This is a genomic window from Rhizobium sp. PvP014, assembly GCF_017876855.1.
GTDB lineage: Bacteria > Pseudomonadota > Alphaproteobacteria > Rhizobiales > Rhizobiaceae > Neorhizobium > Neorhizobium soli.
Genome location: NZ_JAGIOT010000002.1, coordinates 1,320,588 through 1,344,800, shown reverse-complemented (window position 1 = coordinate 1,344,800; position 24,213 = coordinate 1,320,588). Strand labels below are relative to the sequence as shown.

Here is a 24,213-nt window from a genome sequence, read left to right as displayed (position 1 = left end):
GCTCCGTTTTTCGTTGTCAGTCCAGCACCTGCCGCGTTGCGGCCAGGAAGATGCGGGCGCCGATCGCAATCAGATCGTCGGGATAATCATAAGTCGGGTTGTGCAGGGCAGGGTGGCTTTCGCCGGCGCCGAGAAACAGCATGGCCGATTTCGAGACCTTAGCGAAGCGACCGAAATCCTCCGAGGCGCGATAGGCTTGCCCAGCGACATGCGGCACGCTCTCGGCATCCATCGCGGCCCTCAGGATGTCGGCTGCAGCGGGGTGGTTGATGCAGTGGCCGAACACATCCTGATAGGACAAGGCCAGGGCCAGCCCATCCGCCGCAGCCGCGTCTCTCGCCATTGTCTCTGCATGTTCGACAAGGGCGGACATCCGATCATCCGTCGAGGTGCGCAGCGTCACCCAGATCTCGCCATGCGCCGGTGAAATGCCCGCCGCGGGTTCACCGATCGTCACGTGGGTCACGGTCGCTCGCACAAGGTCGTCGTTTTCGACGGAGCCTGCCGAAATCCCGCTCAGGGCGGGCAACAACTTGGCCACCGCCGCCACAGGCGAAATCCCCGTCTCTGGCCATGCCGCGTGGGCAGTCTTGCCGGTCAGGATGATTTTCATGCCGCGCGACGCGCAATTGGTCGGGCCGTCCTTCAGATGAACGTGGCCGAGCGGGATGCCCGGCATGTTGTGCAGGGACAGGCTGATATCGGGTGTCAGGTCCCGAAACTTGTCGTCGGCAAGGACCGCTGCCGCCCCGGCGCCGGTTTCCTCCGCCGGCTGGAACAGGAGAACGACACGACCCTTGGCGGGACGTCGACGTCCGAGCGCGCGGCCGACCGCCGCAAGCGTTGCCATATGCCCGTCATGCCCGCACATATGGCTCTTTCCCGATACCTTCGACTTGTGCTCGGGATCGCCGAGTTCCTCGATCGGAAGAGCATCGAGCTCCGCCCGCAGCATCACCGTCATTCCGGGCACGCCACTGTCGTAGACGACCGCAACGCCGGTGCCGCCAATACCTTCGACCACCGCGTCGGGACCGGTCTCCGACAGGAACCGCACCACCTCGCGCGCCGTCTCCGCTTCCTCACCGGAGACATCAGGCATGGTATGAAGCCGGCGGCGCCATGCGGTGAGTTCGACGACGTCGCTGTTGCTGAGGGAGATGTCATTCATCGAATTCTAAAGCCCTCATCATGGTCACGACCCTCGTTTGCGAGTGAGTAGACGTCTCGTCAGCCCGCCTTCTCCACGAACCCGTCCAGCACCCGCTTTTGCCCTGCCTTGTCGAACTCGATCGTCAGCTTGTTGCCTTCGATCGCGGTGACGTTGCCGTTGCCGAACTTGATGTGGAAGACGCGGTCGCCGACTGTGAATTTCGAGGGCGTGTCGGTTGTCGACTTGGCGACCAGCTCGCCGTCGATCGTGCGGCCGCGGGGGCCGCTTTCGCCGTAGCCGATCCGTTCCACCGCGTGGCCGGAGCGGCTGCCCCAGTTGTCGCGGGTGGCGTCTGTCTTGTTGGCCTGGGCGCGTTTCCAGCCTGGCGTCGAATAGGAATTGCCGGCGAAGGCATCCGCCTTGTCGAAGCGCGACTGGCCGTAGCCGCCACGGCCGCCATAGCCGCCGAAGCTTGAGGATTCCGATGACGCCACATCGACATGGCTCGGCGGCAGTTCATCGAGAAAGCGCGAGGGCATTGTGGATTGCCACAGGCCGTGGATGCGGCGGTTCGAGACGAACCAGATGTGGCAACGGCGTTTTGCGCGGGTGATGCCGACATAGGCGAGGCGACGTTCTTCTTCCAGTCCGGAACGGCCGCCTTCATCCAGCGCGCGCTGGTGCGGGAACAGGCCTTCCTCCCAGCCGGGCAGGAACACGGTCTCGAATTCCAGACCCTTGGCCGAGTGGAGCGTCATGATCGAGACGGCATCGAGGTTCTCGTTGGTCTCGGCATCCATGACGAGCGAGACGTGTTCGAGGAAGCCGCGCATGCTCTCGAACTGCTCCATCGAGCGGATCAGTTCCTTGAGGTTTTCCAGCCGCCCCGGCGCTTCGGCGGTCTTGTCGTTCTTCCACATGTCGGTATAGCCCGACTCTTCGAGGATCTGCTCGGCCAGTTCCGTATGGGGCACGGTTTCGAGACGTGCCTGCCAGTTGCGGAAATTCTGCACGACATCGAACAGGGCCTTGCGGGCCTTCGGCTTCAGCTCGTCGGTCTCGATCATTTCGCTTGCGGCCTGAAGCATGGGCACATCGCGGGCGCGGGCGCTGTCATGCAGGTAGCGGATCGTGGTGTCGCCGAGGCCGCGCTTCGGCGTGTTGACGATGCGCTCGAAGGCCAGGTCGTCGGCCGGCTGGCAGACCATGCGGAAATAGGCCATCGCATCGCGGATCTCGAGCCGCTCGTAAAAGCGCGGGCCGCCGATGACGCGGTAGTTGAGGCCGAGCGTCACGAACCGGTCTTCGAACTCGCGCATCTGAAACGAGGCGCGCACCAGGATCGCCATGTCGTTCAGCGCGTGTTTCTTGGCATCGCTGCGACCATCGCCGCGCTGCAGCCGCTCGATCTCCTCACCGACGGCACGGGCTTCCTCTTCGCTATCCCAGGCGGCGTGGACGATGACCTTTTCGTCTTCAGGGTCGACCCGGTCGGTGAACAGCGTCTTGCCGAGGCGTCCTTCGTTATGGGCGATCAGATGGCCGGCAGCGCCGAGGATATGTTCTGTCGAGCGGTAGTTGCGCTCGAGCTTGATGACCTTGGCGCCCGGGAAATCCTTGTCGAAGCGAAGGATGTTTTCCACTTCGGCACCGCGCCAACCATAGATCGACTGGTCGTCGTCGCCGACGCAGCAGACGTTTTGCGGCACGTCCTTCGGACGCTGAGCGAGCAGACGCAGCCACATATACTGGGCCGTATTGGTGTCCTGATACTCGTCGACGAGGATATAGCGGAACCGCTGGTGATACTCCTTGAGCAGATCCGGTGCCTTGCGGAACAGGGCGATCGGGTGCAGCAAAAGGTCGCCGAAATCGCAGGCGTTGAGCGTGCGCAGGCGGGCCTGATAGGCGGCATAGAGTTCGCGGCCCTTGCCGTTGGCAAAAGCTCGGGCGTCGCCTTCCGGAATGTCGGGCGGCAACAGGCCCTTGTTCTTCCAGCCATCGATCATGCCGGCGAACTGCTTGGCCGGCCAGCGCTTGTCGTCCAGACCTTCCGCCTGGATGAGCTGCTTGATCAGGCGCACGACGTCGTCGGTGTCTAAGATGGTGAAATCGGATCGCAGGCCGACCAGCTCCGAATGGCGCCGCAGCAGTTTGACGCCGATCGAGTGAAACGTGCCCAGCCACGGCATGCCTTCGACGGCGCCGCCGACGAGAACGCCGATGCGCTCCTTCATCTCGCGCGCAGCCTTGTTGGTAAAGGTCACGGCGAGAATCTGGCTCGGATAGGCGCGGCCGGTCTCCAGCAGGTGGGCGATGCGGGTGGTCAGCACGCGGGTCTTGCCGGTTCCGGCGCCGGCCAGAACCAGAACGGGACCATCCAAGGTCTCGACCGCTTCGCGCTGTTCCGGGTTAAGGCCCGTCATATAGTCGGGTGAGGGCCGGTTGCCACCGCGCGCCGCCATGGCCCGCGCCGCGATCCCCAAACCACCGGAACCACCAGCAGGAACAGGAGCAGAACCTTGGTTGCCAGCCGATGCCGGCACCGGGCGCTGGTCCGATTGGTCTTCGCCTCGCGCCTTGCGGGGGGCGGGCTCCGGCTCCTCATCGAAGAAAGGGATGTCGTCGTAACTGTTACTCATCCGGCCAATGTAGTGATTCGGGCTCGAAAGACCAGCCGATGTTCTCTTTTCATTCCTATGTTTCCCCTAGGAAACGTCCGGATCCGTGTCGTTGAAGCTCTGACACATCCGTGAAATCGCGTGATGTTACAAAACAGTAAGGTAGGTTCCTCGACCTTGCCAGTTGGGCGCGAAACGGGGATACTTGCACCACTTATCGATAGACTTGCGAGGAATGAATGCGGATCTGGAACCAGCTTCTGATGTCGGTTGCGGTACTGCTCGGAGGGCTCTGTCTCTGGGTCTACCTGTCGGCAGATGCCGGGCGGTCACTGATTTCGATGGGCGTTCCCGCAGGCATGGTGACTTCCATCAATCCTGATGTCGCCGAGCCGGCGGCCGCAACGGTTGCGGGCGCACCGGCTTCGTCATCGCGCGGCGGGCAGCGGGGCGGCGGTGAGAGCCAGGTGGTGTTGGTTGCAACCAGACCCGTCGGAACCGGTGTGGTCAATGACAGACTGTCGGCGATCGGTGACGGCGAGGCGATCCAGTCGGTTATCGTGATGCCGCAGGCGACGGGCACCGTAAACGAGATCCTCGTCAAATCCGGCGACATGGTCAAAAAGGGCCAGATTCTTGCGCAGCTCGATGACGACGAGCAGATCATCCTGCGCGATCAGGCGCAGGTGGTGTTGCGCAGTGCGCGTGAGAAATCCGATACTTACCGGAACCTCAAGAGCTTTTCCCGTCTCGACGTGCTCGACGCGCAGATTGCGTCCGAAACGGCGCAGCTGACGGTCACCAACGCCGAATTGGCGCTGAAGCGTCGCTCGGTCGTTGCGCCAATCGATGGGATCGTCGGCATCGTCGCGGTCAATATCGGTGACAACGTCACGACCGCGAGCAATATCGTGACGATCGACAACCGTACCGAGCTGCTGGTGGATTTCTGGGCGCCAGAGCGTTTCGCGGTCCAGGTCAAGCCTGGCATGCCGGTCGAGGCCGCCTCCGTCTCGCGTCCAGGCCGCACCTTCGAGGGTTCGGTCGAGGCCGTCGACAACAGGGTCGATCCGGCAAGCCGTACGATCCGCATTCGTGCCAGAATTCCCAATGTTGATGACGAACTCCGCGCCGGCATGTCTTTCGGCGTGACGATGCGGTTTCCGGGCGAGACCTTTCCAAGCGTCGATCCGCTTGCAGTCCAGTGGGATGCGAAAGGCTCGTTCGTCTGGCATATCGTCGATCACAAATCGGTCAAGGAGCGGGTGAGGGTGATCCAGCGCAATCCCGATGCGATCCTCGTCTCGGCCAATCTGAAGGATGGCGATGTCGTGGCAACCGAAGGGTTGCAACGGGTCCGGGAAAATGGTGCCGTCCGCATTGCCGGTGAAAAGCCGCCGGAGGTCGCCAGCCGATGAGCAGCAGCCACAGCGGTAACGCCAATAACAACGGGTCGTCCGGCCAGTCTTCCGGAAAGCAGAACAGCTTTACCGCGCTCTTTGTGCGGCGGCCGGTCCTTGCCGCGGTTCTCAACACGCTTCTCGTCGTCGCAGGCCTTGCCGCTCTTGCCGGCGTCGAGGTGCGCGAGTTGCCGGATGTGGACCAGCCGGTCATCACCATCCGCACCACCTATGACGGCGCTTCCGCCCAGACGATGGACCAGGAGGTGACCGATATCATCGAGGGCGCGGTTGCCCGGGTCGCCGGCCTCAAGGCCGTTTCGTCGGAATCGCAGTTCGGCCAGAGCCGTGTCACGCTGGAATTCAACGACACCGCCGATCTTGCGGTGGCCGCCAACGACGTGCGCGATGCGCTTGGTCGTGTCACCGGCCAGTTGCCTGACGACGTGGACGAGCCGCGTATCATCAAGGCCGATTCCGACAGCCAGCCGATCATGCGGCTTGCCGTTACGTCCAACTCGTTGTCGATGGAAGACCTGACGCTTCTCGTCGATAACGAGGTCTCCGACCGGCTTGCGTCGGTTGACGGCGTCGCTGACGTGGAACTCTACGGCGACCAGGAAAAGGTCTTCCGCGTCGACGTGAACCAGACGGCGCTTGCCAGTCGTGGGCTGACGATTGCAGACCTCTCCGAGGCGCTATCGACGGCTGCCCTCGACGTGCCCGCCGGGTCGCTGGAATCCTCGACGCAGGACATTGTCGTGCGGGCGACGGCGAGCCTGACCAAGCCCGAAGACTTCGAAAACGTCATGCTGGGCAACAATGTCCGGCTGCGCGATGTGGCAACCGTGATGCTGGGGCCAGACGATGGCACGACGGCACTGCGATCGAACGGCGTTCCAGGCGTCGGTCTCGGCGTGCTGCGCCAGGCGCAATCGAACACGCTCAGCATTTCGGAAGGCGTACGAGCCGCCGTCGCCGATCTCCAGAAGACGCTGCCCGAGGGCACGCGCATTGCCATCACCAGTGACGACGCGGTCTTCATCGAAGGCGCGCTGCACGAGGTCGAGATCGCGCTGGCGCTGTCGGGCACGATCGTCATTGCCGTCATCTATCTCTTCCTGCGCGACTGGAAGGCGACGCTCATCCCGGCGCTTACCATGCCGGTGGCGCTGATCGGTACGCTGGTCGCGATCTATGCCGTCGGGTTCTCGATCAACATTCTGACGCTGCTGGCCATTGTGCTCGCGACCGGCCTTGTGGTGGATGACGCGATCGTCGTTCTCGAAAACATCGTGCGACGACGATCGGAAGGCATGGGTCCGCGCGCGGCCGCCGTGATCGGCACGCAGGAGGTTTTCTTCGCGGTGCTGGCGACGACCGCGACGCTTGCCGCCGTGTTTATTCCGCTGTCCTTCCTGCCGGGACAGATGGGCGGCCTGTTTCGCGAGTTCGGGTTCGTTCTGGCGTTTGCCGTCGCGCTGTCTTCGGTCACGGCGCTGACGCTTTGCCCGATGCTTGCGTCGCGCATGCTGACCAAGCCGATACAGGAAAAGAACGATGGCCTGCTTGGCCGGTTCGGAACACTTTTTGCGAATTTCTACCGGGTGACGCTGCATGCCTGCCTTGGCGCGCCAGCGATCGTCATCGTCTTTGCGCTGCTGTTCGGCGGTGCCGGCTACATGGCCTTCAAGACGGTCAAGAGCGAACTCACCCCGCCGGAAGACCGGGCTATGGTCATGCTGCGGGCGACGGCGCCCGAAGGCATCAGCCTGCAATATATGCGCGACAAGCTGCAGCAGATCGAAGAGAAACTGCAGCCGCTCGTGGCCTCCGGCGAGATCCAGAACATCTATTCGATCTCGGGACAGGGTGGCGCCACCAATAACGGCTTCATGGTTCTGACCCTCGCGCCGTGGTCCGAGCGAGAGCGCAGCCAGGCCGATATCGTGCGCGATATCAACGCGGCCACCGCGACCGTGCCGTCGCTTCGCGCCTTTGCGACGCAGCAGAACAGTCTGCGTATCCGCGGTGCCGGCAACGGGTTGCAGATGGCGATGGTCGGCACCAATCATGAAGAGCTGACGGCCGCCGCGCTGAAACTGGTGGACCAGCTTCGCGCGAGCGGATTGTTCGATACGCCGCGTCTCAACAACGAGCCGACACAGGCCCAGATCTTCGTGTCGGTGAACCGTGAGCGGGCATCGGATCTCGGAATCGACATCACGAATCTCGGCACGTCGCTGCAGTCTCTTCTCGAAGGCCGATCTGTGGTGGACGTGTTCGTCGACGGCGAGGCGACACCGGTCAAGCTGACATCGACGACGCGTCCGATCGATGACCCGACGGATCTCGAGAACATTTTTCTGAAGGCCAAGGATGGCCGCATGGTGCCGCTCTCCACCGTCGCGACGCTCGAGGAACGGGCCGTGGCGCCGAGGCTCAACCGCGAACAACGGCTTGCGGCAGTCTCCTTCTCGGCAAGCCTCAAGGACGGTGTCTCGCTCGGCCAAGCGGTCCAGGCGGCGACCGAGCTCGCGCAGCCGCTCCTGCCAGCTGGATCACGTCTGATACCGTTGGCAGAGGCTGCGACACTCAAGGAAAACTCGAGCGGCATGGCGCTGACATTCGGCTTTGCCATCGCCATCATCTTCCTGGTGCTTGCGGCGCAGTTCGAAAGCGTTCTGTCTTCGATCATCATCATGTCCACGGTGCCGCTGGGACTAGCGTGTGCTGCCTTCGCCTTGGTTCTGACCGGCTCCAGTCTCAACGTCTACAGCCAGATCGGGCTTGTGCTGCTTGTCGGGGTCATGGCGAAAAACGGCATTCTGATTGTCGAGTTCGCCAACCATCTGCGCAACGAGGGCGCGTCTTGCCGCGAGGCGATCGAACGGGCGTGCGCGATCCGTCTTCGACCGGTGATGATGACGATGATCGCGACCGTGATCGGCGGCGTGCCTCTGGTTCTTGCCAAGGGCGCCGGTGCCGAAGCCCGTATCGCGCTCGGCTGGGTGATCGTCGGTGGCCTCGGCATGGCAACCATGGTGACGCTCTACATCACCCCCGTCGCATACTTGTTGATCGCCCGCTTCTCCAAGCCACAGGTGCACGAGGAACAGCGGCTGCAGGACGAGCTGGAAAGCGCCCGCAAGGGACGCGCCAACGATACGAAAGAGCAGCAGCTGATGGCAGCCGAGTAAGGGCTTGCCTTCAGGCAACGGTTTCGGGGTTCCGCATGTCGGCGAAAATCTGCTTCAGGACGTCGTAGATCCGGCCATCGAGCGATTGCGACACGTTGAAGCGCATGGAGCCCGTCGCTGATTGCGACGGGCTGAAGACATTGCCAGGAGCAAGCACGATGTTGTGCTTCAGTGCCGCCCGCGCGACGTCGGCGGAATCGAGACCGACGGGCAGCCGGCACCAGAGAAACATGCCTGCCTGCGGCTCGATCCACGGCACGATCCCGATCGCCTTCAGCCGTCCCGATACCTCGACCCTTGCGCCGGCGAGCCGCCCCCTTATCGTGTCCAGATGCTTGCGGTAGCTGGCATCGCTCAGCGCCTGGTAGACCAGTTCGGACGCAAGCGACGGTCCGCCGAACGAGGTCGCGATCTTGAGGTCCGTCAGACCTTCGATCCAGTCCCGCTTGGTGGCGATGAAGCCGCAGCGGACCGAAGCGGACAGCGTTTTTGAAAAGCTGCCGATATGAATGACCCGGTCCAGACCGTCGAAGGCGGCCAGCCTCGGTGCCGGCGTGTGCTCGAAATCCGCAAAGATATCGTCCTCGACGATCGTCAGGCCGAACTGTTCGGCTAGTTTCAGGACGCGATGCGCGGTGACGGGACTAAGCGTCGCCCCGGTCGGATTGTGGACCGCCGAATTGGTGATGTAGAGGCGAGGGCGGTGTTCGGCGAGGACGTTTGCGAAAGCGTCGAGATCGGGCCCGCTTGGCGTATAGGGCACGCCGACGATCCGGGCGCGATGGGCGCGCAGGATCGCCTGGAAATTGAAGTAGCACGGGTCGTCCACAAGCACGGTGTCTCCGGGCTCGATCAGGAACCGGCAGAGAAGGTCGATCGCCTGGGTGCCGGAATCGGTCAGCACGATCTGGTCGGGCGAAGCCTCGATGCCGCGCTCTCCCATTCTGCGCGCAATCAGGCTTCGAAGCGGTGTCAGGCCGAGCGGAGAACCGTAGTCCGTAAGTGCTGCCGTATCGCCGCGGGACAGTGTGCGAAGCGATCGCCGCAGGGTCTCGTCCGGTAACCAGGACGGCGGTAGCCAGCCGCAACCAGGCGTGAGGCCATCGCGCCGGACATCGAGCGATTGCCGTGACACCCACAGGGGATCAACGGCGCGGTCGAGCTTCGGACCGATCTGCGCGAGCGACAACGGTGCCGTCTGGCTGGCAACGTAGAAACCGGAGCCGGGGCGGGAGGTGATCACGCCCTCTGCCGTCAGCCGGTCGTAGGCATCGACGACGGTGGAGGTGGAGACTTTAAGAGTTGCCGCGAGGCTTCGCACGGAGGGAAGCTTTGCTCCGGGCACGAGGCTGCGCCCGGAAATCCGTTGCCGGATGGTCGAAACGACCATGGCGACCTTCTGCCCACCTTGCGTCCCCAGATCCATCCGTACTGCCTCATGCACCATTACAGTTTTGTCAAATCGTACCTGAGTGTAGCTGTCTCTGCCAGAGGCTTGCGCGCATAAGCGTCGAAGGATTTCGGCAGGGGGTTTAAAGGCTTATGGATCGTTCTCTTTCAGGTTGGATCAACGGCATGATCGGCGTGATCATCTTCAGCGGCTCGCTGCCGGCGACAAGGGTTGCCGTCACGCAGTTCGATCCGGTTTTTCTGACCGTTGCCCGTGCCGCGATTGCCGGCATCCTCGCGCTCTGCATTCTCCTTGTTTTCCGGGAGAAATGGCCGTCGCGCCGCGACCTCGTGTCTCTTGTGGTCATCGCGCTCGGCGTCGTGGTGGGTTTTCCGCTTCTCACTGCGCTGGCACTCCAGCACGTGACATCGGCCCATTCCATCGTCTTCATCGCTCTGTTGCCGCTCGCGACGGCATGCTTTGCGGTTCTGCGCGGTGGCGAGAGACCCAGGCGGGCATTCTGGATCTTCGCGATTGCCGGGAGCGCTTGCGTTGCCGGTTTTGCGCTGTCGCAGGGTGTGATGGCGTCACCCTATGGCGACGGCATGATGCTTGCCGCGGTTCTCGTCTGCGGCCTCGGTTATGCGGAAGGTGGCCGCCTGTCGCGGACGCTCGGGGGGTGGCAGGTGATCTGCTGGGCGCTTGTTCTATCTCTGCCGGTGATGGTCGTCATCACGCTTACGCAGCTGCCGCCGGATTTCTCAGCGATCCGGATGCCGGTATGGCTTGGCCTCGGCTATGTCTCACTCTTCAGCATGCTGATCGGTTTCATCTTCTGGTACCGCGGGCTGGCGCAGGGCGGCATTGCTGCGGTCGGCCAGCTGCAACTGACGCAGCCATTCTTCGGCCTCGTGCTTGCCGCCCTGCTGCTCGGTGAAAGCATCAGCCCGATGATGATCGTCGTAACGCTTGCCGTCATCCTCTGCGTCGCCGGGGCTCGCCGCTTCGCGCGGTAAGCTACCGTACCGATGCGGGGTTGTTCGTTCTGGACAAACCTTGCCGTGTCTCCTAACCAAGCCGTATAATATTGAGGAGACGTAGCATGGCAATTCGCGACGTGAAGGCAGGCCAACGTAACGAGGAGGGCATTGCCGCGGTCCTCGGGATCTTGAAACAGGCTTTCGGCGAGCGTTTCCAGACCGGCCAGTCGTTCCGCGAACAGCATGCCCATACGACCACCTATCTTCCGGGCCAGCTTCCCGATGGCGTCGTGTTTGTCGAGACGAGCGACGACGTGAAGACCGTGGTGAAGGTGTGCTCCGAACATCGGGTTCCGATGATCCCGTTTGGCGTCGGTTCCTCGCTTGAAGGACAGGTCAATGCGCCGTCCGGCGGCATTTCGATCGATTTCAGCCGCATGAACAAGGTCCTTCGCATCAGCCCTGAAGATCTCGACGTCACCGTCGAGCCGGGGATGACGCGTGAGGAGCTGAACCGCGAACTGCGCGATACCGGCCTGTTCTTCCCGATCGATCCCGGCGCCAACGCAACGATCGGCGGCATGGCGTCTACAAGGGCGTCCGGCACCAACGCGGTGCGTTACGGAACGATGAAGGACAATGTCCTGGCGCTGACCGTGGTGACCGCCGATGGCGAAGAGATCCGCACGGCGCGTCGCGCCCGCAAATCCTCGGCCGGCTACGATCTGACCCGGCTTTTCGTGGGCTCAGAGGGTACGCTCGGCGTGATCACGTCGGTGACGCTGAAGCTTCAGGGCATTCCGGAAAAGATCGGCGGCGGCGTCTGCGCCTTCCCGAGCGTCGAGGCAGCCTGCGATGCCGTCATCATGACCATTCAGATGGGCATTCCGGTTGCGCGTATCGAGCTTCTCGACGACGTGCAGATCCGCGCCTGCAATGCCTATTCGGGCCTATCCTACCCGGAAAAGCCGACATTGTTTCTCGAATTCCATGGTACCGAGGAGACGGTTCGCATCCAGTCGGAACAGTTCGCCGAGATCGCGTCGGACTGTGGTGGTGACGAGTTCCATTGGACTGCCAATGCCGAAGAGCGCACCAAGCTGTGGAACGCCCGCCACAATGCCTACTGGGCCGGCCGCGCGCTCGATCCGTCGCTGAATGGGCTCTCCACCGATGTCTGCGTGCCGATTTCGCGGCTGGCGGAATGCGTGGCCGAGACCCAGGCCGATATTCGCGATGCGGGGCTTCTGGCACCGATCGTCGGCCATGCGGGCGATGGCAATTTCCATGTTCTCGTGCTTTTCGACGACAAGGATCCGGCTTCCGTTGCCAATGTCGAGGCGTTTACGGGACGCCTGAGCCGCCGTGCTCTCGCGATGGATGGAACCTGCACCGGCGAACACGGCGTCGGGCAGGGCAAGATGTCCTATCTCGACGAGGAACTGGGCGGTGCCGTCGAGCTGATGCGGTCGATCAAGAAAGGCTTTGATCCGCAAAACCTCTTCAATCCGGGAAAGATCTTCCGCATCGCGGAATAACACTCCCCAATGATTGACTTGCCAGTCCGGCGCGTGGAACTACTCTTGCCGTAGAAACAGGGAGATAGGCCGGTGCTCGGACGCATCATGTTGGCTTTGGGCGGATTGGTCGTGGCGGCGCTGTTTGCGGCGCTGCTGGTGCCGTTCTTTGTCGACTGGTCGAGCTTCCGCGTCGCTTTCGAGGATCAGGCCAGCCGTCTGCTCGGCAAGAAGGTCGCCGTCCACGGCTCGGTCGATGCGCGGATCCTCCCATTTCCGTCGGTTACACTGCATGACGTGCGCGTCGGCCAGGACGTCGATGGCCAGCCGCTCGTGCAGGTGGCGCAATTCTCGATGGATATGGAACTCGCGCCGTTTCTCTCCGGCGAGGCACGCATTTTCGATATGCGCATCGACAAGCCGAAGGTGCGTTTCCGCATCCTGAAGGACGGCACGTTCGAATGGCTGCGCGGCAGTCGCCCGACGATTGCGGCCCGCAGCGTCATTCTCGAAGACGTCCATATCATGGGTGGCGAAATCGAGATCATCGACGATCGCAACGGCCAGGTCCGCCGCATGACCGGACTGTCCACCGACCTGTCGGCGGGGACGCTTGCCGGGCCATGGCGGGGCGAGGGCAATGCGGTGCTGGATGGCCAGGAGGCCCGCTTCAGCCTGACAAGCGGTGAAGCCGCCGCCGAGGGACGGCAGATTCCATTGCGGCTTCGCGTCTGGCCGGATGCCCATCCGGTCGTGGTCGATTTCGATGGCGAACTTGCCGCAGTGGACAACAAGCCCAGCTACAACGGCAAGTTCAACCTTGCCTTCCTGCAGGAAGAAGACGAGTCCGAGCCGGTCAAGGCGCCGCCGCCCGGTCCGCGTGTCTCGGGCGATTTCGAGCTGACCGGCGAGCGCGCCCGCATTCCGCAATACCGGGTCGAAGTCGGTCCGAAGGAAAACCCTTACATCGTCACCGGCGAGGCAACGCTCGATACCGGGCCGAAGCCGGAATTCCTGCTGACGGCCGATGGCCAGCAGATCGACGTCAACCGCCTGAGCGACGGTCCCCAGGCTAAGACCGGTCGCAATCCGGCGGCGTCCGCGCAGCGCCGCCTGAATGCCTTCGTGCAGATGGTCGCGTCGATCCCGATCCCGCAGGTGCCAGGAAGGGTCAACCTCAAGCTGCCGGCAATCGTCTTCAACGACACAACGATCCGCGACATCCATCTCGACGTCAGACCGGCCGGGCGCGGCTGGGCCGTCGACAACGTGACTGCCACCCTGCCGGGCCGCACCCAGCTGGAGGCCAAGGGAAATCTCAACCTTGCAAACCGAACCGCGTTTGTCGGCGACATGCTGGTCGCGTCGACACAGCCCTCCGGCCTTGCCGACTGGCTGTCCGGCAGCGTTGATCCTGCGATAAGGCAGCTGAAAAACGCCGGTTTCTCGGCCAAGGTGAACCTCACGCCGGAACTCCAGCGGTTCGAAGCCTTGGAACTTGGGATAGGGCCTGCAACGCTAAAAGGAAGGCTGGAGCGCCAGTCTCCGAACGGTCAGGCGCCAAGCCTCTCCATGGCGCTTGCCGGCAACGAGATCGATATCGACGCCATGCGCGCGCTCGCTTCGCTGGTCACCGGCGACGATGCCGGTCAGGATGTGCTCGACCACCGGGTCGCAGCAAGCCTCAAGGCCGACCGGCTGACGGCTCTAGGCGTCGTCGCAACCAAGGTCGATACCGCGTTCAGCGTGGCCGAGGGCGTGTTGTCGCTGGAGCGGCTGACTGTCGGAGATATCGAGGGCGCCACCCTGTCCGCCAAAGGCAGGGTCGAGGGCTCGCTGGTTTCCTACGCCGGGACCGGGTCGGTCAGTTTCCGTTCACCGGACCCCACGTCCTTCATCACCATGCTGCGGGACCGGCTGCCGCATCATCCGTTGCTCGACCGGTTGGCCCGCAACGGCAGCTGGTATGCGGATTCGGATCTGATCGCCGATATTTCACTCGGCGGTAGCGGTCTTGGCGGTGCGAATATCAAGCTGCGCGGCAAGGCGAATGGCAGCACTGTCGATGCGGATCTGAAGCTGCCCGGCATCTTCGATCTTACGGCCGGCAACGCGATGACGCTGTCTGCATCGCTTGCCAACCCGAAGGCGACGGTCCTGCTGGGTCAAGCCGGTCTCGATCCCTTGCCTTTCGATGGTGACGGCGCGGGACGGTTGGCGCTGACATTGCAGCAAAAGGAACAGCACGCGGCCACCACCGAACTGAGCTTCACGACGCCCAAGACGTCGCTGCTGATGGCCGGCGACGTGAATATCCAGAATGCCGGATTTGGCGAAGGGCGGGCGCGGGTGTCGCTCAAGAGCGCCGATATCGAGCCCTATCTGCTGGTCACCGGTGTCAGCCTGCCGCAGTTCGGCAGCGGACTGCCTGTCAATCTCGCGGCTGATGTCGAGCTTTCGGCAGATGTCGTAAAAGTCTCTGGCCTCGGTGGCGATCTTGCCGGAAACACTGTCGGTGGATCGCTTTCCGCCGATCGCCGCGCTCCCGGCCTGCCTGTTACCGGCGACATGTCTGTCGACACGATCGATCTTGCCTGGATGGGCGAGGCGGTATTCGGACCGATGGAGAATGGCGTGACAGGCGCCCCATCGAAGACGCCGTTCGCCACGCCGCTGATTGGATCGACGGATGTCGGCATCAATCTGTCGGCAAAAACGCTCCGGGCGGATGCGCTTGGAACAATTACCGGTTTTTCGGGCAGGGTGAACGGCAAAGCCGGTGGTCTGACGATCGACAACGCCTCCGGTACCTGGCAGGGCGGAAAGCTGTCCGGACGGCTGATGATGTCGAACGGCGATGCGACCGGTATCGTCCAGGCAAAGCTGCAGGTCGAAAACGCCGATCTCGCGCCGCTCGTCTGGCAAAAGGGCGGCACACCGGTCGCGACGGGCAGGCTGGACAGCACTGTCAGCATCGAGGCGACGGGCAAGACCATGGACGAACTCATGCATGGCGTCAGCGGCTCCGGCGAGATTCGCCTCAAGAATTTCGAGATTGCCGGGATCAATCCGGATGCGCTCGCGCCAGTTCTTGCCGGTGCCGACAGGCTGCAGGGTGAGGTCAACGAGGCGGCGGTTCGCCCGATCGTGACAACTGAGGTCCTGAAAGGGACAGCCCGGCTCGGGTCCGTCACCATTCCGATGACGATTACCGGCGGCGCCGCACGGGTTCAGAATTTTACCGCAACGGCCGGCGCCGCACAGGTCTCGGCTGAGGGCGTGCTCGACTTTGTCGATAGCCGCATCGATGCCGGGCTGTCGGTCCGTTACGATGCGGGTGAAGAGGCTGTGGCGGGCGGAGAACCGACTGTCACGCTCGGTTATTCCGGATCGCTTGAGCAGCCGGAACAGCGCATCGATATGGCCGCAATGGCAAACTTCCTGTCACTGCGGGCCTTCGAACAGGAACGCCGCCGCGTCGAGACGCTGCAGGCAAGCGTGCTCGAGAAACAGCGGCTGCGCCGCGAAGTCGCGCTCTACACATTTCGTGGCGTGGAACGGGAGGCGGCACGCGTGAAGGCAGAGGCCGAGGAGCGGGCACGCCAGGAGGCGGCTGAGGCAGAACGCAGAAGCCAGGAAGCCGAACGGCAGGAGGCAGCAAGGCGCGCTGAAGCAGCCCGGCTCCAGCAGGAGCGGCAACGGGAAATCCAAAGGCAGAACCAGCAGCCATCGGCACCGGCGCCGTTCACGATGCCACCCGCCGGCGACCTTTTCCAGGAGCAGCCTTCGGGTACGGGTCGCTCCTCAAACCCCAGTTTGCCGGGCGTGCAGCCGTGAGTGCGGCGGCACGCTGATCAGAGCAAATGGGGGGCGGGAGGACGCTGACCGTCAGCGCCTGGCTGGCAGCCCGGCAAGACAGTCGGCCAGCGAGGTCTTGAACCAGCGCAGCACATGCAGGCGGAGTGCAGAGGATAGATTGTTGTCTTCCGAACGACCGTCGTCGACCTCGGCGATCAAGGCGGCCAGACTGATGCCGCGTTTGGCCGCAATGGATTTCAGTTCATGCCAGAATTCATCTTCCAGCGAAAAACTCGTTCGATGACCGTGCAGGGTCGCAGAATGTTTTCGGATCAAGTGTAGGCCCCGTCACCCTCATGGTGATTGATGGAGCGCAATTGAGGATGTCGCATGCGCACGGTCAAGCCGTTGCCATGAGTCAGCCTAACGAAGCCTTAACGCCGTTCGTCCGTTTCCGGAGAAGGCTTTTCGAGCTTACCCTGATCGAGGGTTTTCCCCGCTTTTTCGTTGAGGGCCGTCGTCAGCTGCTTTTCACTCTTGGTGCGGCCAAAGCTGATGCGGTTCTGTTCGGCAGCCGCGTCCTTTTGCGAACGCGCCTTGCCTTTGCGAAACTGCCGAAGGTTGACGATCTCGGCGCACATCGTGTCTGCCTACTGCTTCTTGCGGAACGAATCGAGGGAGACGACGGAGCCTTCCTTCTTGTCCTCGCCGGTGGCGGCATCCGCATCCACAACCTTTGGCGTGGTATCGACCGGGATCGCGGTGATCTCGGCGGAAACTTCGCCTTCCTCGACCATCGGCACTTCGAACTCGAGTTCGAAATTCACGGACGGGTCGTAGAAGCCGCGGATCGTGTTGAACGGGATGACCAGGCGTTCCGGCGTATCGTTAAACGACAGGCCGATTTCAAAAAGCGTATCGGTGATCTTGAGGTCCCAGAACTGGTGCTGGACGACGATCGTCATCTGTTCCGGATACTTCGACTTCAGCGCCGGAGAGATTCGTACCCCGGGTGCGCCGGTCAGGAATGTGATGAAGAAGTGGTGGTCACCCGGCAGTCTGCCGGTTGCCGCGACCTCGGACAAAACCTTGCGGATAACGCCGCGGAGGGCGTCCTGTGCCAGAATATCGTAGCGGATGTGATCCTGCCCCATGCGATCCTGTCTTTCTATTACTCTTCAAACGCCGCTTATGTCACGAGACGCGCCCGCGGGGAAGTCCGCTTCGGCGTCGAGTCATGTCATGATATTCCACCGGGGAGCGAAGGTGAAGGCTTCTGTTGCCAGGTGCCTCCGGACCCCGCCTTACGGGGCTAACCGTAAGGACTTAGTTCGGGTTTCCCGCACCGCCATTAGGCAGCGAGAGCGTAACCCTTAGCGTTGTTGTCATTTGCAACTACACTTGTGACCCGATAACGGCGGTATCATGCCGAGCAAAAGTTCGATCTTTACACCCTTGTCGATCCTATTTCGCCCCCATCACAAGCCGGTCCAGATTGACCGACCGGTTTGTGGTGGAGGCGCCGGGTACCGAACTTTATATGACGAAACCAAACTTAGTCTACAGCTTAACCCCATGCTTTCGAGGCGATTCCGATTACACGAAGTCAACTAAATTTAGCTAACAGCAGCGTAAAATTTTCCATGCAAATGTTTTAGTTCGTTCTGAGGTGAGTGGAGGTTTCTGTTGCCAGGTACCTCCGAACCCCGCCTCAGAGCGCTAACAATAAGGACTTAGGTCGGATTTCCCGCACCGCCATTAGGCAGCGAGAGCATAACCCTTAGCGTTGTTGTCGTTTGCAACTACACTTTTTGACCCGATAACGGTGGTATCATGCCGAGCACAGCTTTTGTCTTTCAACACCAGTCGATCCCATGTCGCCCCCATTAACCGATGAAACGATCATCGAGTCGTTTGGTGGAGGCGGGGGCATCGAAGCCCCGTCCTGTATGCCTATTGCACAAAAGGTTTAGCACCATGTCTCCGCGAACGGAGCATGAGTTAGATAGGGTCAAGGGAGAATTAGATCAAGGGGTTTTATTTCCAGATATCGAAACCACTGTAGGACCAGCACCCGACGAAAGAGTTCGAATGATCTGCCTTTTTGAGTGAAGGGTCAGGCGTGCTTCATGAAGCAGATCACATACCCTGCCAAATCTTAGTTGAAGATCGTTTCCATCGTTCGCGCTACCGGCGTTTTCGAAGTCAGCCGAACCGTTTTTGGCGAGCTTCTTCAAGTCCTGAAGAAATTTTTTTATTCCAGGCTTCACATTATCACGATACTTGTCCCCGTTGAGGAAATTTTCCCCAACACCCGCCTGCCGACAAAACTCGGCGAGACCCAACTTCTTGACTTCGTCTGGAGTAAGCTTTCCAGCTTGGAATTTCGTCGTCAGAGCTGCTCGGTGAGCCATAACCTTAGCGAGGGAAGAATCCGACCTTGCTTTGGCATCCAATGCAAGTTGAGGAGGAAGCGCGTTTTGCGATTTCATCTAGAAAAACCATCTTTTCAGTGAGCGGTTAGCAGATAGCGCCTCTTCAAGCTTCTGCCGCAGCTGTGGCCAAGCGCGGACGTACTGGAGAAGCTCATCGGTCTTTCGTATCTTCTCATGCAAGGAAATATCTCCGGCTCCATAGAAGTCCGCCGCACGATTTATGAAGGCTTCCCAGTCAATGAGGTTGGAAGGAAGCTGAGCCTGAAACTGACAATCGGCACGGCAATGCTCGATTTCTGGAAAATCGTCGCCAGTCGCTGCTGAGCAAGCGCCACGAGCGTGAGCCTGCTTCAAACAAAAACGGTCCCGGCCGACCTTGAGAGGAAATAGACCAAAATCTCTCATCTGGCTCTTAACCTGGTCAGGTTTAGCACCATCATTTATCGAGGTTTTGATCATTTCGCCTTGAGGTCCACCAAGGGCCGAGGCTTCGAAACACTTGTCAACGAAGCTATCAATGCTACGTCCAATTCCTTCAATCGCTGATTTTCGGATGTCAGCACCACTAGGCCCGCTGAGCCCGTAACCAATTGATTCTGACATATAGTCATGATCGAGTTGATATTGGATCGCAGCAAACGGCGTATCAGCTGCCTGAGTGACAATGTCAGCGAGGGTGAAACGCCAGCTATGACTCGTCATATCAACTGGCCTGCCGTGCATTTCAGCGAACTGGCGAATTTTCTTGTTTAAGTTGTTAGTGCAAATTTCGAGATTTCTATTTTTCTTTGAGAAAACAGGCTCGGTTAAATCTCCGCCAAGGGCATCTGCCATCGCATGGATCGCCGCATTCACCTTCAATAAGTATGGGTGAACTGTGTACGTTCTCTTTGCCCCCCGCTTTGATCCCTTAAAGATCATCAATGTAATTTGCGCGTGAAACTGCGTGTCTTCGTCGGTACAGCGAGAAATGGAGTGCCCATCTAGCGTCAGTGCCTCGGAAGCCCTTGATCCCAAATGGAACACGATTAAGTTGTAGGCGGAGATTTTCACAAGCCACTCAAGTTGATAAGCAATTGCTCTTTTCTTCAGCGCTTTTCGCACCGGCAAATGTACGCATGCCCATTCCATTAGCCTCACGGCAGAGAGTGCTCTCTTGCGATACATCTTTATTTTGATGGCGATAATAGGCGCTAACTCGATGTAGGTCCGAGAGTGACCTAGCAAAAAGCTTGTGTCGTCTTCGTCCAGTGTTTTTGCGCCGCGAGGTAGGGTTGTATCTTCAGCGACTTCCCGCATTTCTATATAGGCTTTGGGTACAGTTAAAGGATCGCTGATCAGTTCTTTTTCGGATAAGAAAACTATGTCTTTGACGTGGCCGATCATCACGGCATGAGCTTTGGGCTCAACGGGGATTGTTTCAAATATAATGCTTAAATGGTCTTGTGTAAGTTCGCTGAGGGACTTCACACCCGCCGCTGCAAAATTAGCGAATAGCTGAGAGAGTCTTGTTCCGTCGTTCAGTATAGTCAGAGGCTTAGCTGCATCGATCCGTCCGGGGAGCAAGGTCCGCAAATATATCATCGCCACCATAACCTCTTTGAGTTGCTGGATCAGCAATGCATGTTGAGAAACCGAGAGATGGAACTTACCCTGGGGCACTGCTCGCTCAGTGCTGAAGTCGATCCAAGGGCTTGTTCGGTGGCCTGCTGGTAGCCATTCTGCCGGGTAGACCCACCGAAGATCGCAAAACTTCGAGAGCGGTGTTACTTGGAAGTCTGACGCGTAAGGGGGGCGAATGGCTTGGACCCGTTGCATAGCTATCCACGCGCGGTAGTCTAACTCATCCTCAACAAAACTGGCTGCCAAGTTCATCATTCAACCTCTCCAGTTATTTTGAGTATGGCTGACATAATTGCTTCCAGGCGCTCAATACGGCCGTGAATGACACTCACCGATGATGCAGCGAAGCCGACTTCGGAAAGACGCGCTAACAACTCCCCGCGACGTGTTGCGGCGACGTCGAAGGCATCGGGAAACCATCGCGCACGGGGGCAGCCATCGATACAAGATTGACCAACGCAATACCCGCCGGGCTCTGTACCTACGTCAAATCCCGGAGGAGGATTTTTCGGATCGGAGCATCGATTACCCCATCTGGTGAGGTTCCCTTCTCTCATCACCGAATTGACTTCCTTGAGCGAAAGGCCTTGCGCTCTCAGCATTGCTTTGATGTTTTTCTTTGAGTAGGATCGCGCCGAAATCAAAGACATAGAAAGTTCAAAAATCTCTATGAAAAGTGCTTTCCACCGGGCGTGCAACTCCTTTCGATTGCGGTAATTTTTTGCTGTTCTGTCATTTTTGTGGTCCCCTAGTAAGCTAACAATACTCTGCGATGTTCCGGAAAACGTTGATGCGTAAGCTAGAGCGGAGTTTCGTAGGGCGGCCAAAGATGTTGGAAATCCCAAGTTTGTTAAGGCTGTGTGAAATAACGTGGGACGGTCCCCTAATTCGGCGTATAAGCCAAGAGAGCTTATCTCGCCCTTTCCGTAATAGAGAAAAAGGTCGTCCTTTATTTTTTCGAGTTTGGTTAAGTATAAGTCTTCTGCAGGTGTTTTACGTTCGATGTTCACTAGTTCGGTCATTTTACGTTTCAACTCATCCCGCAATGGAGCGGTCAGATGTTCTAGGGATTTAATTAGTTGGAACGTATGTGCGTACGGTTTCGTCAGAGACAGCGAATGCACAAAGCTTGGCTCGGCGTCTACGTCGTTGACTGACTTGAATTTGGCGGCGGAAAATTGGACAATGCTTTCGGACTTCCGAAATTTTAGAGCCAGGGGTCGAAACACGTATTTTCCGAGTCGGAGCCCAAGTATCACACTCTGATTGAAGCGGGTTTTGATCATGAGCAAACACACAAAAGGAAGTAGGTCTCTCAGGCTTGGATAAAGATAAGCCAAGTGGCCAGTAAGACCTTTCTTCCTTTGGTGCTGTCCGTTGAGGCGCAGTGTCATAGCGCCCTCAAATGCCTCCAACCCGGCAAGCGCACTTCTGAGACCGTTGTCTCGGTTGCTTACTACAGGCTTGATTTCGGTCCCGATTACATTGAGAACCACGAAGATACGATTTTGCAGTAATCGCCAGTCGCCATGCCTTCCTCCTTGCTCCCGGCGAGGATCGCGACCAAGCTCGGAATAATCTGAGAACTCGCGCATCCTGTCCAGAACGATCCGCGCTTCGCCTTTGAAGTGAGTGTACATGCGCACTGTTTGCTCAAGGGAGAGCACGTTGCCAGGATGCGTGGCGGTGCTGATGAAAGTGTTCAATGGAATGTCATGTTCGGCGACGCCGATGGACCTGAAGAAGCGACGAAAGAAATTCATCTTCCGATAATTGCCGCCATGATGCTTAAGGAACAAAAAAACATAGGACGTAACATTGAGATCGATCTCCCTTGTTCGGGAAATATTGATGCCGTGCTTTTCGGAAAGCCATGTGAAATAGTTAGCGACCATAAGAAGCGCTCTGTGAAGGACCTCAAGGCTGGCGCGGGACCGTCCTTTTAGGATGTGATCAAATATTTCGGCCTGATAATTTGAGATCATTGGGCAGGCGGAAAAGTTGCTGAAGTCAAATTTGTTTCTCTGCGCTCGCGACGCTCCTCGGTAGCTTGACGTTGCGACGACGGTGTTTTTCTCGTCGGTTGTTAAAAATGGAACGACGACCACGTTACTGGACGCGCTGGCGCGATGCTTCGGTCCGAGACGACTAGAATGCCTTGGCATCACCAACCACTTCTTCGACAGCATTGGCGAAAAATTCCAAGTATCGGAGACCCGCTCGTCCCATCCGCAGCTGCCGTAAGTAACGAGCCGTGTCCTTTAAAAGGGCGTGGCCAAGCCATTCTTGGATGACTGCCGTGGCTTCGATGCCGTAACTTTCGATGTGATCGAGCGAAAGTTTCTCAGGATCATGGCCGTCCTCTTTCGCCCGTCCCGCGATTATGCCCTCCAAGGCGAGGCAAGCGAAGGTATGTCTAAGGACGTGAGGTGTGAGTTGAATCTCGTTCCCAAGCTGCATCTCCGCAGCCTTACGCGCTTCCGAAATGAGGTAACTGATATTTTTGGCGGTAATTCTAGCTGACCGCTTGTTGATGAACATTGCTGAGCTATTGGCCGCTGTCACTTTTGGCCGCTCTAATACAAAATATCGCCAAATCTCACGCATTAGGTAAGTCGGGATGTATATCGTTCTTATCTTACGACGCTTTCCCATGATTTTCATTGGCAACATGGGATCATTGGATGAAAAAGACGTTTCTTCGTCGGGTAACACCCCGATCATAGTGTTGTCCCTAGTGTCGTATCTCAGCTGAGACGCTCGTTTTGGGAAATTCGGTGATGCAAGTCGCAGTTCGTCGTTGGATCGGAGATGCATCGTTCCTGGAACCAAGGTGTTTGAGACCAGCTCCTGGAGCCGCATCCCCGTCCACAGATACAGGAGTGTTATCAGTACCCCAAGCCGCCCGCTCATGTTCTGTAGAATTGCTCGAAGCTCTTCAGGTGCTAGGGGTGACCAGTCACCGGGGTCCTGTCGGCGTCGATATTTTAGTTTTTTGTTTTCCAACAACCGGACTTTTTCAGGAAGTGCGGCCCTGAGAGCTGAGGTTGACCGGATAAGCGCAATTTGACGTTCATATAACGGAGACGCGACTTTCGGCCATTCCAGAAGATGCTCGGCAGCCATCCATTGGTAACAGCCTCTAATCTCATTTAAGCGGCCCTTCATCGTAGTAGTCGAATTCAAGCTGAATTCGTTTCCAGTCGCCCAAAATTCCTGAGTCCAGAGGCCGAGCTTCATGTGCTCATAGTAAAGATCATCTAGGTGCCATTCCGCCACGTCGGTCCAGTGAATAACTCCAAGGTCTGGATGGCATTCTTCGCAGTACAGCCAAGTTGCAAAATTTGTAAGATTGTAGCCGTAAGCTCGTATGCTATTCTGGCTACGTCGGAAGGTTGCGACGTTATTGATAACGCCCCGCGAGAGCCGAATCCGTCCGCTGCATCTTTCCTGAAGGTAAAGGTTGTAGCCATCCAGGTACTCGTCGTCGTCGCCCATGATGTAGGGGATGTGCGCAATGCTCCTCAAGAAAGGAGATCGCGTCCTTGGGTTAACCCAGTGGAGCGTGGCCATGGCGCAGCAACTCTTTCGGAATTTGTGGAAGATGGATTACATTGCCGAGCGAATGAAAGCGCTCAATTTCCGGGGCCGCTTAGGTGCTTGTTCTCATTTGCGACCGGATATGTTCGCTGAATGCTTCGGTTTCGGGCCAATCAGCTCTTATCATTTTCCGGAATATCAGGCTCTGCTTCGGCTCGCATAAACGACGTTAGATTTCTGCCGCCAGCGTCGCAAAGTGCGTTTCGCTCACTGTCGAGGTTTGCATGGTTTTCCGTCATGATCTAGCTCTCCTTGGTTCACACCGAGAATTCCATAATAACGTAATGATGTAAATCAACGCTAGGTGCGTAGATCAAAGTTTAGAATATCATTCTTACTATTGCTTCCGTGGGGTTGTTTGCATTTAGGATGTGTAATAAATGGCATATTTCCTTGAGAGGTTTTTATAAACTAAGGAAATGTCATTTTTTAATGAATTTCCTTGAAAGTATTCACCGTGTAAAACGCGCGTTCTATGTCGAGCATCCTCTTTGAT

Annotated in this window: 16 protein-coding genes and 2 other RNA genes; 6 read left to right on the top strand and 12 right to left on the bottom strand. The window is 58.9% G+C overall.

Annotated features, from left to right (window positions below):
* Positions 1 to 16 precede the first annotated feature (16 nt).
* Both J3A65_RS11135 and J3A65_RS11130 read right to left on the bottom strand, forming a co-directional pair.
* Positions 17 to 1,162 (bottom strand): amidohydrolase, encoded by a 1,146-nt coding sequence (locus J3A65_RS11135; protein ID WP_209903460.1) that lies wholly within the window; start codon positions 1,160 to 1,162, stop codon positions 17 to 19.
* 68 nt (positions 1,163 to 1,230) lie between these two features.
* Positions 1,231 to 3,795 (bottom strand): UvrD-helicase domain-containing protein, encoded by a 2,565-nt coding sequence (locus J3A65_RS11130; protein WP_209901236.1) that lies wholly within the window; start codon positions 3,793 to 3,795, stop codon positions 1,231 to 1,233.
* Positions 3,796 to 4,013: 218 nt separating this feature from the next.
* Between J3A65_RS11130 and J3A65_RS11125 the strand changes: the two genes are divergently transcribed.
* Together J3A65_RS11125 and J3A65_RS11120 are read left to right on the top strand one after the other, a co-directional pair.
* On the top strand, positions 4,014 to 5,192 hold the full coding sequence (locus J3A65_RS11125) for an efflux RND transporter periplasmic adaptor subunit (protein WP_192077016.1): 1,179 nt from the start codon (positions 4,014 to 4,016) through the stop codon (positions 5,190 to 5,192).
* Positions 5,189 to 8,374: an efflux RND transporter permease subunit gene (locus J3A65_RS11120; protein ID WP_209901234.1), complete on the top strand. Its 3,186-nt coding sequence runs from the start codon at positions 5,189 to 5,191 to the stop codon at positions 8,372 to 8,374. Before J3A65_RS11125 ends, J3A65_RS11120 begins: the two co-directional genes overlap by 4 nt.
* A 10-nt stretch (positions 8,375 to 8,384) precedes the next feature.
* On the opposite strand, the gene J3A65_RS11115 is transcribed toward J3A65_RS11120, so the two are convergent.
* Positions 8,385 to 9,821 (bottom strand): PLP-dependent aminotransferase family protein, encoded by a 1,437-nt coding sequence (locus tag J3A65_RS11115; RefSeq protein ID WP_209901232.1) that lies wholly within the window; start codon positions 9,819 to 9,821, stop codon positions 8,385 to 8,387.
* A gap of 95 nt (positions 9,822 to 9,916) precedes the next feature.
* On the opposite strand from J3A65_RS11115, the gene J3A65_RS11110 reads away from it, so the two are divergent.
* The 3 genes from J3A65_RS11110 to J3A65_RS11100 all read left to right on the top strand — a co-directional run bounded on the left by J3A65_RS11110 (position 9,917) and on the right by J3A65_RS11100 (position 16,098).
* Entirely contained in the window at positions 9,917 to 10,780 is an 864-nt protein-coding gene (locus J3A65_RS11110; protein WP_113167508.1) for a DMT family transporter, read from the top strand.
* 86 nt (positions 10,781 to 10,866) lie between these two features.
* Positions 10,867 to 12,282 (top strand): FAD-linked oxidase C-terminal domain-containing protein, encoded by a 1,416-nt coding sequence (locus J3A65_RS11105; RefSeq protein ID WP_209901230.1) that lies wholly within the window; start codon positions 10,867 to 10,869, stop codon positions 12,280 to 12,282.
* Between the two features lie 87 nt (positions 12,283 to 12,369).
* Positions 12,370 to 16,098, top strand: a complete 3,729-nt coding sequence (locus J3A65_RS11100; protein WP_245341516.1) for an AsmA-like C-terminal region-containing protein — start codon at positions 12,370 to 12,372, stop codon at positions 16,096 to 16,098.
* Between the two features lie 51 nt (positions 16,099 to 16,149).
* Here J3A65_RS11100 and J3A65_RS11095 read toward each other — a convergent pair whose 3' ends face one another.
* From J3A65_RS11095 to J3A65_RS11055, 9 genes are all read right to left on the bottom strand, one after another.
* The gene (locus J3A65_RS11095; RefSeq protein WP_062456265.1) at positions 16,150 to 16,395 is read right to left on the bottom strand and encodes a ribbon-helix-helix domain-containing protein; all 246 of its coding nucleotides are present in this window, start codon (positions 16,393 to 16,395) and stop codon (positions 16,150 to 16,152) included.
* A gap of 98 nt (positions 16,396 to 16,493) precedes the next feature.
* The gene (locus tag J3A65_RS11090; protein ID WP_113167506.1) at positions 16,494 to 16,700 is read right to left on the bottom strand and encodes a DUF4169 family protein; all 207 of its coding nucleotides are present in this window, start codon (positions 16,698 to 16,700) and stop codon (positions 16,494 to 16,496) included.
* A gap of 9 nt (positions 16,701 to 16,709) precedes the next feature.
* Complete coding sequence (locus tag J3A65_RS11085; RefSeq protein ID WP_062456270.1) at positions 16,710 to 17,213, bottom strand: SspB family protein; 504 nt, start codon at positions 17,211 to 17,213, stop codon at positions 16,710 to 16,712.
* A gap of 111 nt (positions 17,214 to 17,324) precedes the next feature.
* Positions 17,325 to 17,687: a transfer-messenger RNA gene (gene ssrA / locus J3A65_RS11080) on the bottom strand.
* A 44-nt stretch (positions 17,688 to 17,731) separates the two neighbouring features.
* Positions 17,732 to 18,094, bottom strand: a transfer-messenger RNA (tmRNA) gene (gene ssrA / locus J3A65_RS11075).
* On the bottom strand, positions 18,087 to 18,551 hold the full coding sequence (locus J3A65_RS11070) for a hypothetical protein (protein WP_209901226.1): 465 nt from the start codon (positions 18,549 to 18,551) through the stop codon (positions 18,087 to 18,089). The genes ssrA (J3A65_RS11075) and J3A65_RS11070 overlap by 8 nt, the downstream gene beginning before the upstream one ends.
* On the bottom strand, positions 18,552 to 20,372 hold the full coding sequence (locus J3A65_RS11065) for a hypothetical protein (protein ID WP_209901224.1): 1,821 nt from the start codon (positions 20,370 to 20,372) through the stop codon (positions 18,552 to 18,554).
* Positions 20,369 to 22,306: a hypothetical protein gene (locus tag J3A65_RS11060; RefSeq protein WP_209901222.1), complete on the bottom strand. Its 1,938-nt coding sequence runs from the start codon at positions 22,304 to 22,306 to the stop codon at positions 20,369 to 20,371. The genes J3A65_RS11065 and J3A65_RS11060 overlap by 4 nt, the downstream gene beginning before the upstream one ends.
* Entirely contained in the window at positions 22,266 to 23,615 is a 1,350-nt protein-coding gene (locus J3A65_RS11055) for a tyrosine-type recombinase/integrase (protein ID WP_245341515.1), read from the bottom strand. Before J3A65_RS11055 ends, J3A65_RS11060 begins: the two co-directional genes overlap by 41 nt.
* Positions 23,616 to 23,634: 19 nt before the next feature.
* Between J3A65_RS11055 and J3A65_RS11050 the strand changes: the two genes are divergently transcribed.
* Positions 23,635 to 23,880 (top strand): hypothetical protein, encoded by a 246-nt coding sequence (locus tag J3A65_RS11050; protein ID WP_209903675.1) that lies wholly within the window; start codon positions 23,635 to 23,637, stop codon positions 23,878 to 23,880.
* Positions 23,881 to 24,213 lie beyond the last annotated feature (333 nt).

Coding starts and splice junctions, on each gene's coding strand:
- J3A65_RS11130 (WP_209901236.1), bottom strand. CDS start 3,795: ATGAGTAACAGTTACGACGACATCCCTTTCTTCGATGAGGAGCCGGAG.
- J3A65_RS11125 (WP_192077016.1), top strand. CDS start 4,014: ATGCGGATCTGGAACCAGCTTCTGATGTCGGTTGCGGTACTGCTCGGA.
- J3A65_RS11120 (WP_209901234.1), top strand. CDS start 5,189: ATGAGCAGCAGCCACAGCGGTAACGCCAATAACAACGGGTCGTCCGGC.
- J3A65_RS11115 (WP_209901232.1), bottom strand. CDS start 9,821: ATGGTGCATGAGGCAGTACGGATGGATCTGGGGACGCAAGGTGGGCAG.
- J3A65_RS11110 (WP_113167508.1), top strand. CDS start 9,917: ATGGATCGTTCTCTTTCAGGTTGGATCAACGGCATGATCGGCGTGATC.
- J3A65_RS11105 (WP_209901230.1), top strand. CDS start 10,867: ATGGCAATTCGCGACGTGAAGGCAGGCCAACGTAACGAGGAGGGCATT.
- J3A65_RS11100 (WP_245341516.1), top strand. CDS start 12,370: ATGTTGGCTTTGGGCGGATTGGTCGTGGCGGCGCTGTTTGCGGCGCTG.
- J3A65_RS11090 (WP_113167506.1), bottom strand. CDS start 16,700: ATGTGCGCCGAGATCGTCAACCTTCGGCAGTTTCGCAAAGGCAAGGCG.
- J3A65_RS11085 (WP_062456270.1), bottom strand. CDS start 17,213: ATGGGGCAGGATCACATCCGCTACGATATTCTGGCACAGGACGCCCTC.
- J3A65_RS11070 (WP_209901226.1), bottom strand. CDS start 18,551: ATGAAATCGCAAAACGCGCTTCCTCCTCAACTTGCATTGGATGCCAAA.
- J3A65_RS11065 (WP_209901224.1), bottom strand. CDS start 20,372: ATGATGAACTTGGCAGCCAGTTTTGTTGAGGATGAGTTAGACTACCGC.
- J3A65_RS11060 (WP_209901222.1), bottom strand. CDS start 22,306: ATGCTGTCGAAGAAGTGGTTGGTGATGCCAAGGCATTCTAGTCGTCTC.
- J3A65_RS11055 (WP_245341515.1), bottom strand. CDS start 23,615: ATGGGCGACGACGACGAGTACCTGGATGGCTACAACCTTTACCTTCAG.
- J3A65_RS11050 (WP_209903675.1), top strand. CDS start 23,635: ATGCTCCTCAAGAAAGGAGATCGCGTCCTTGGGTTAACCCAGTGGAGC.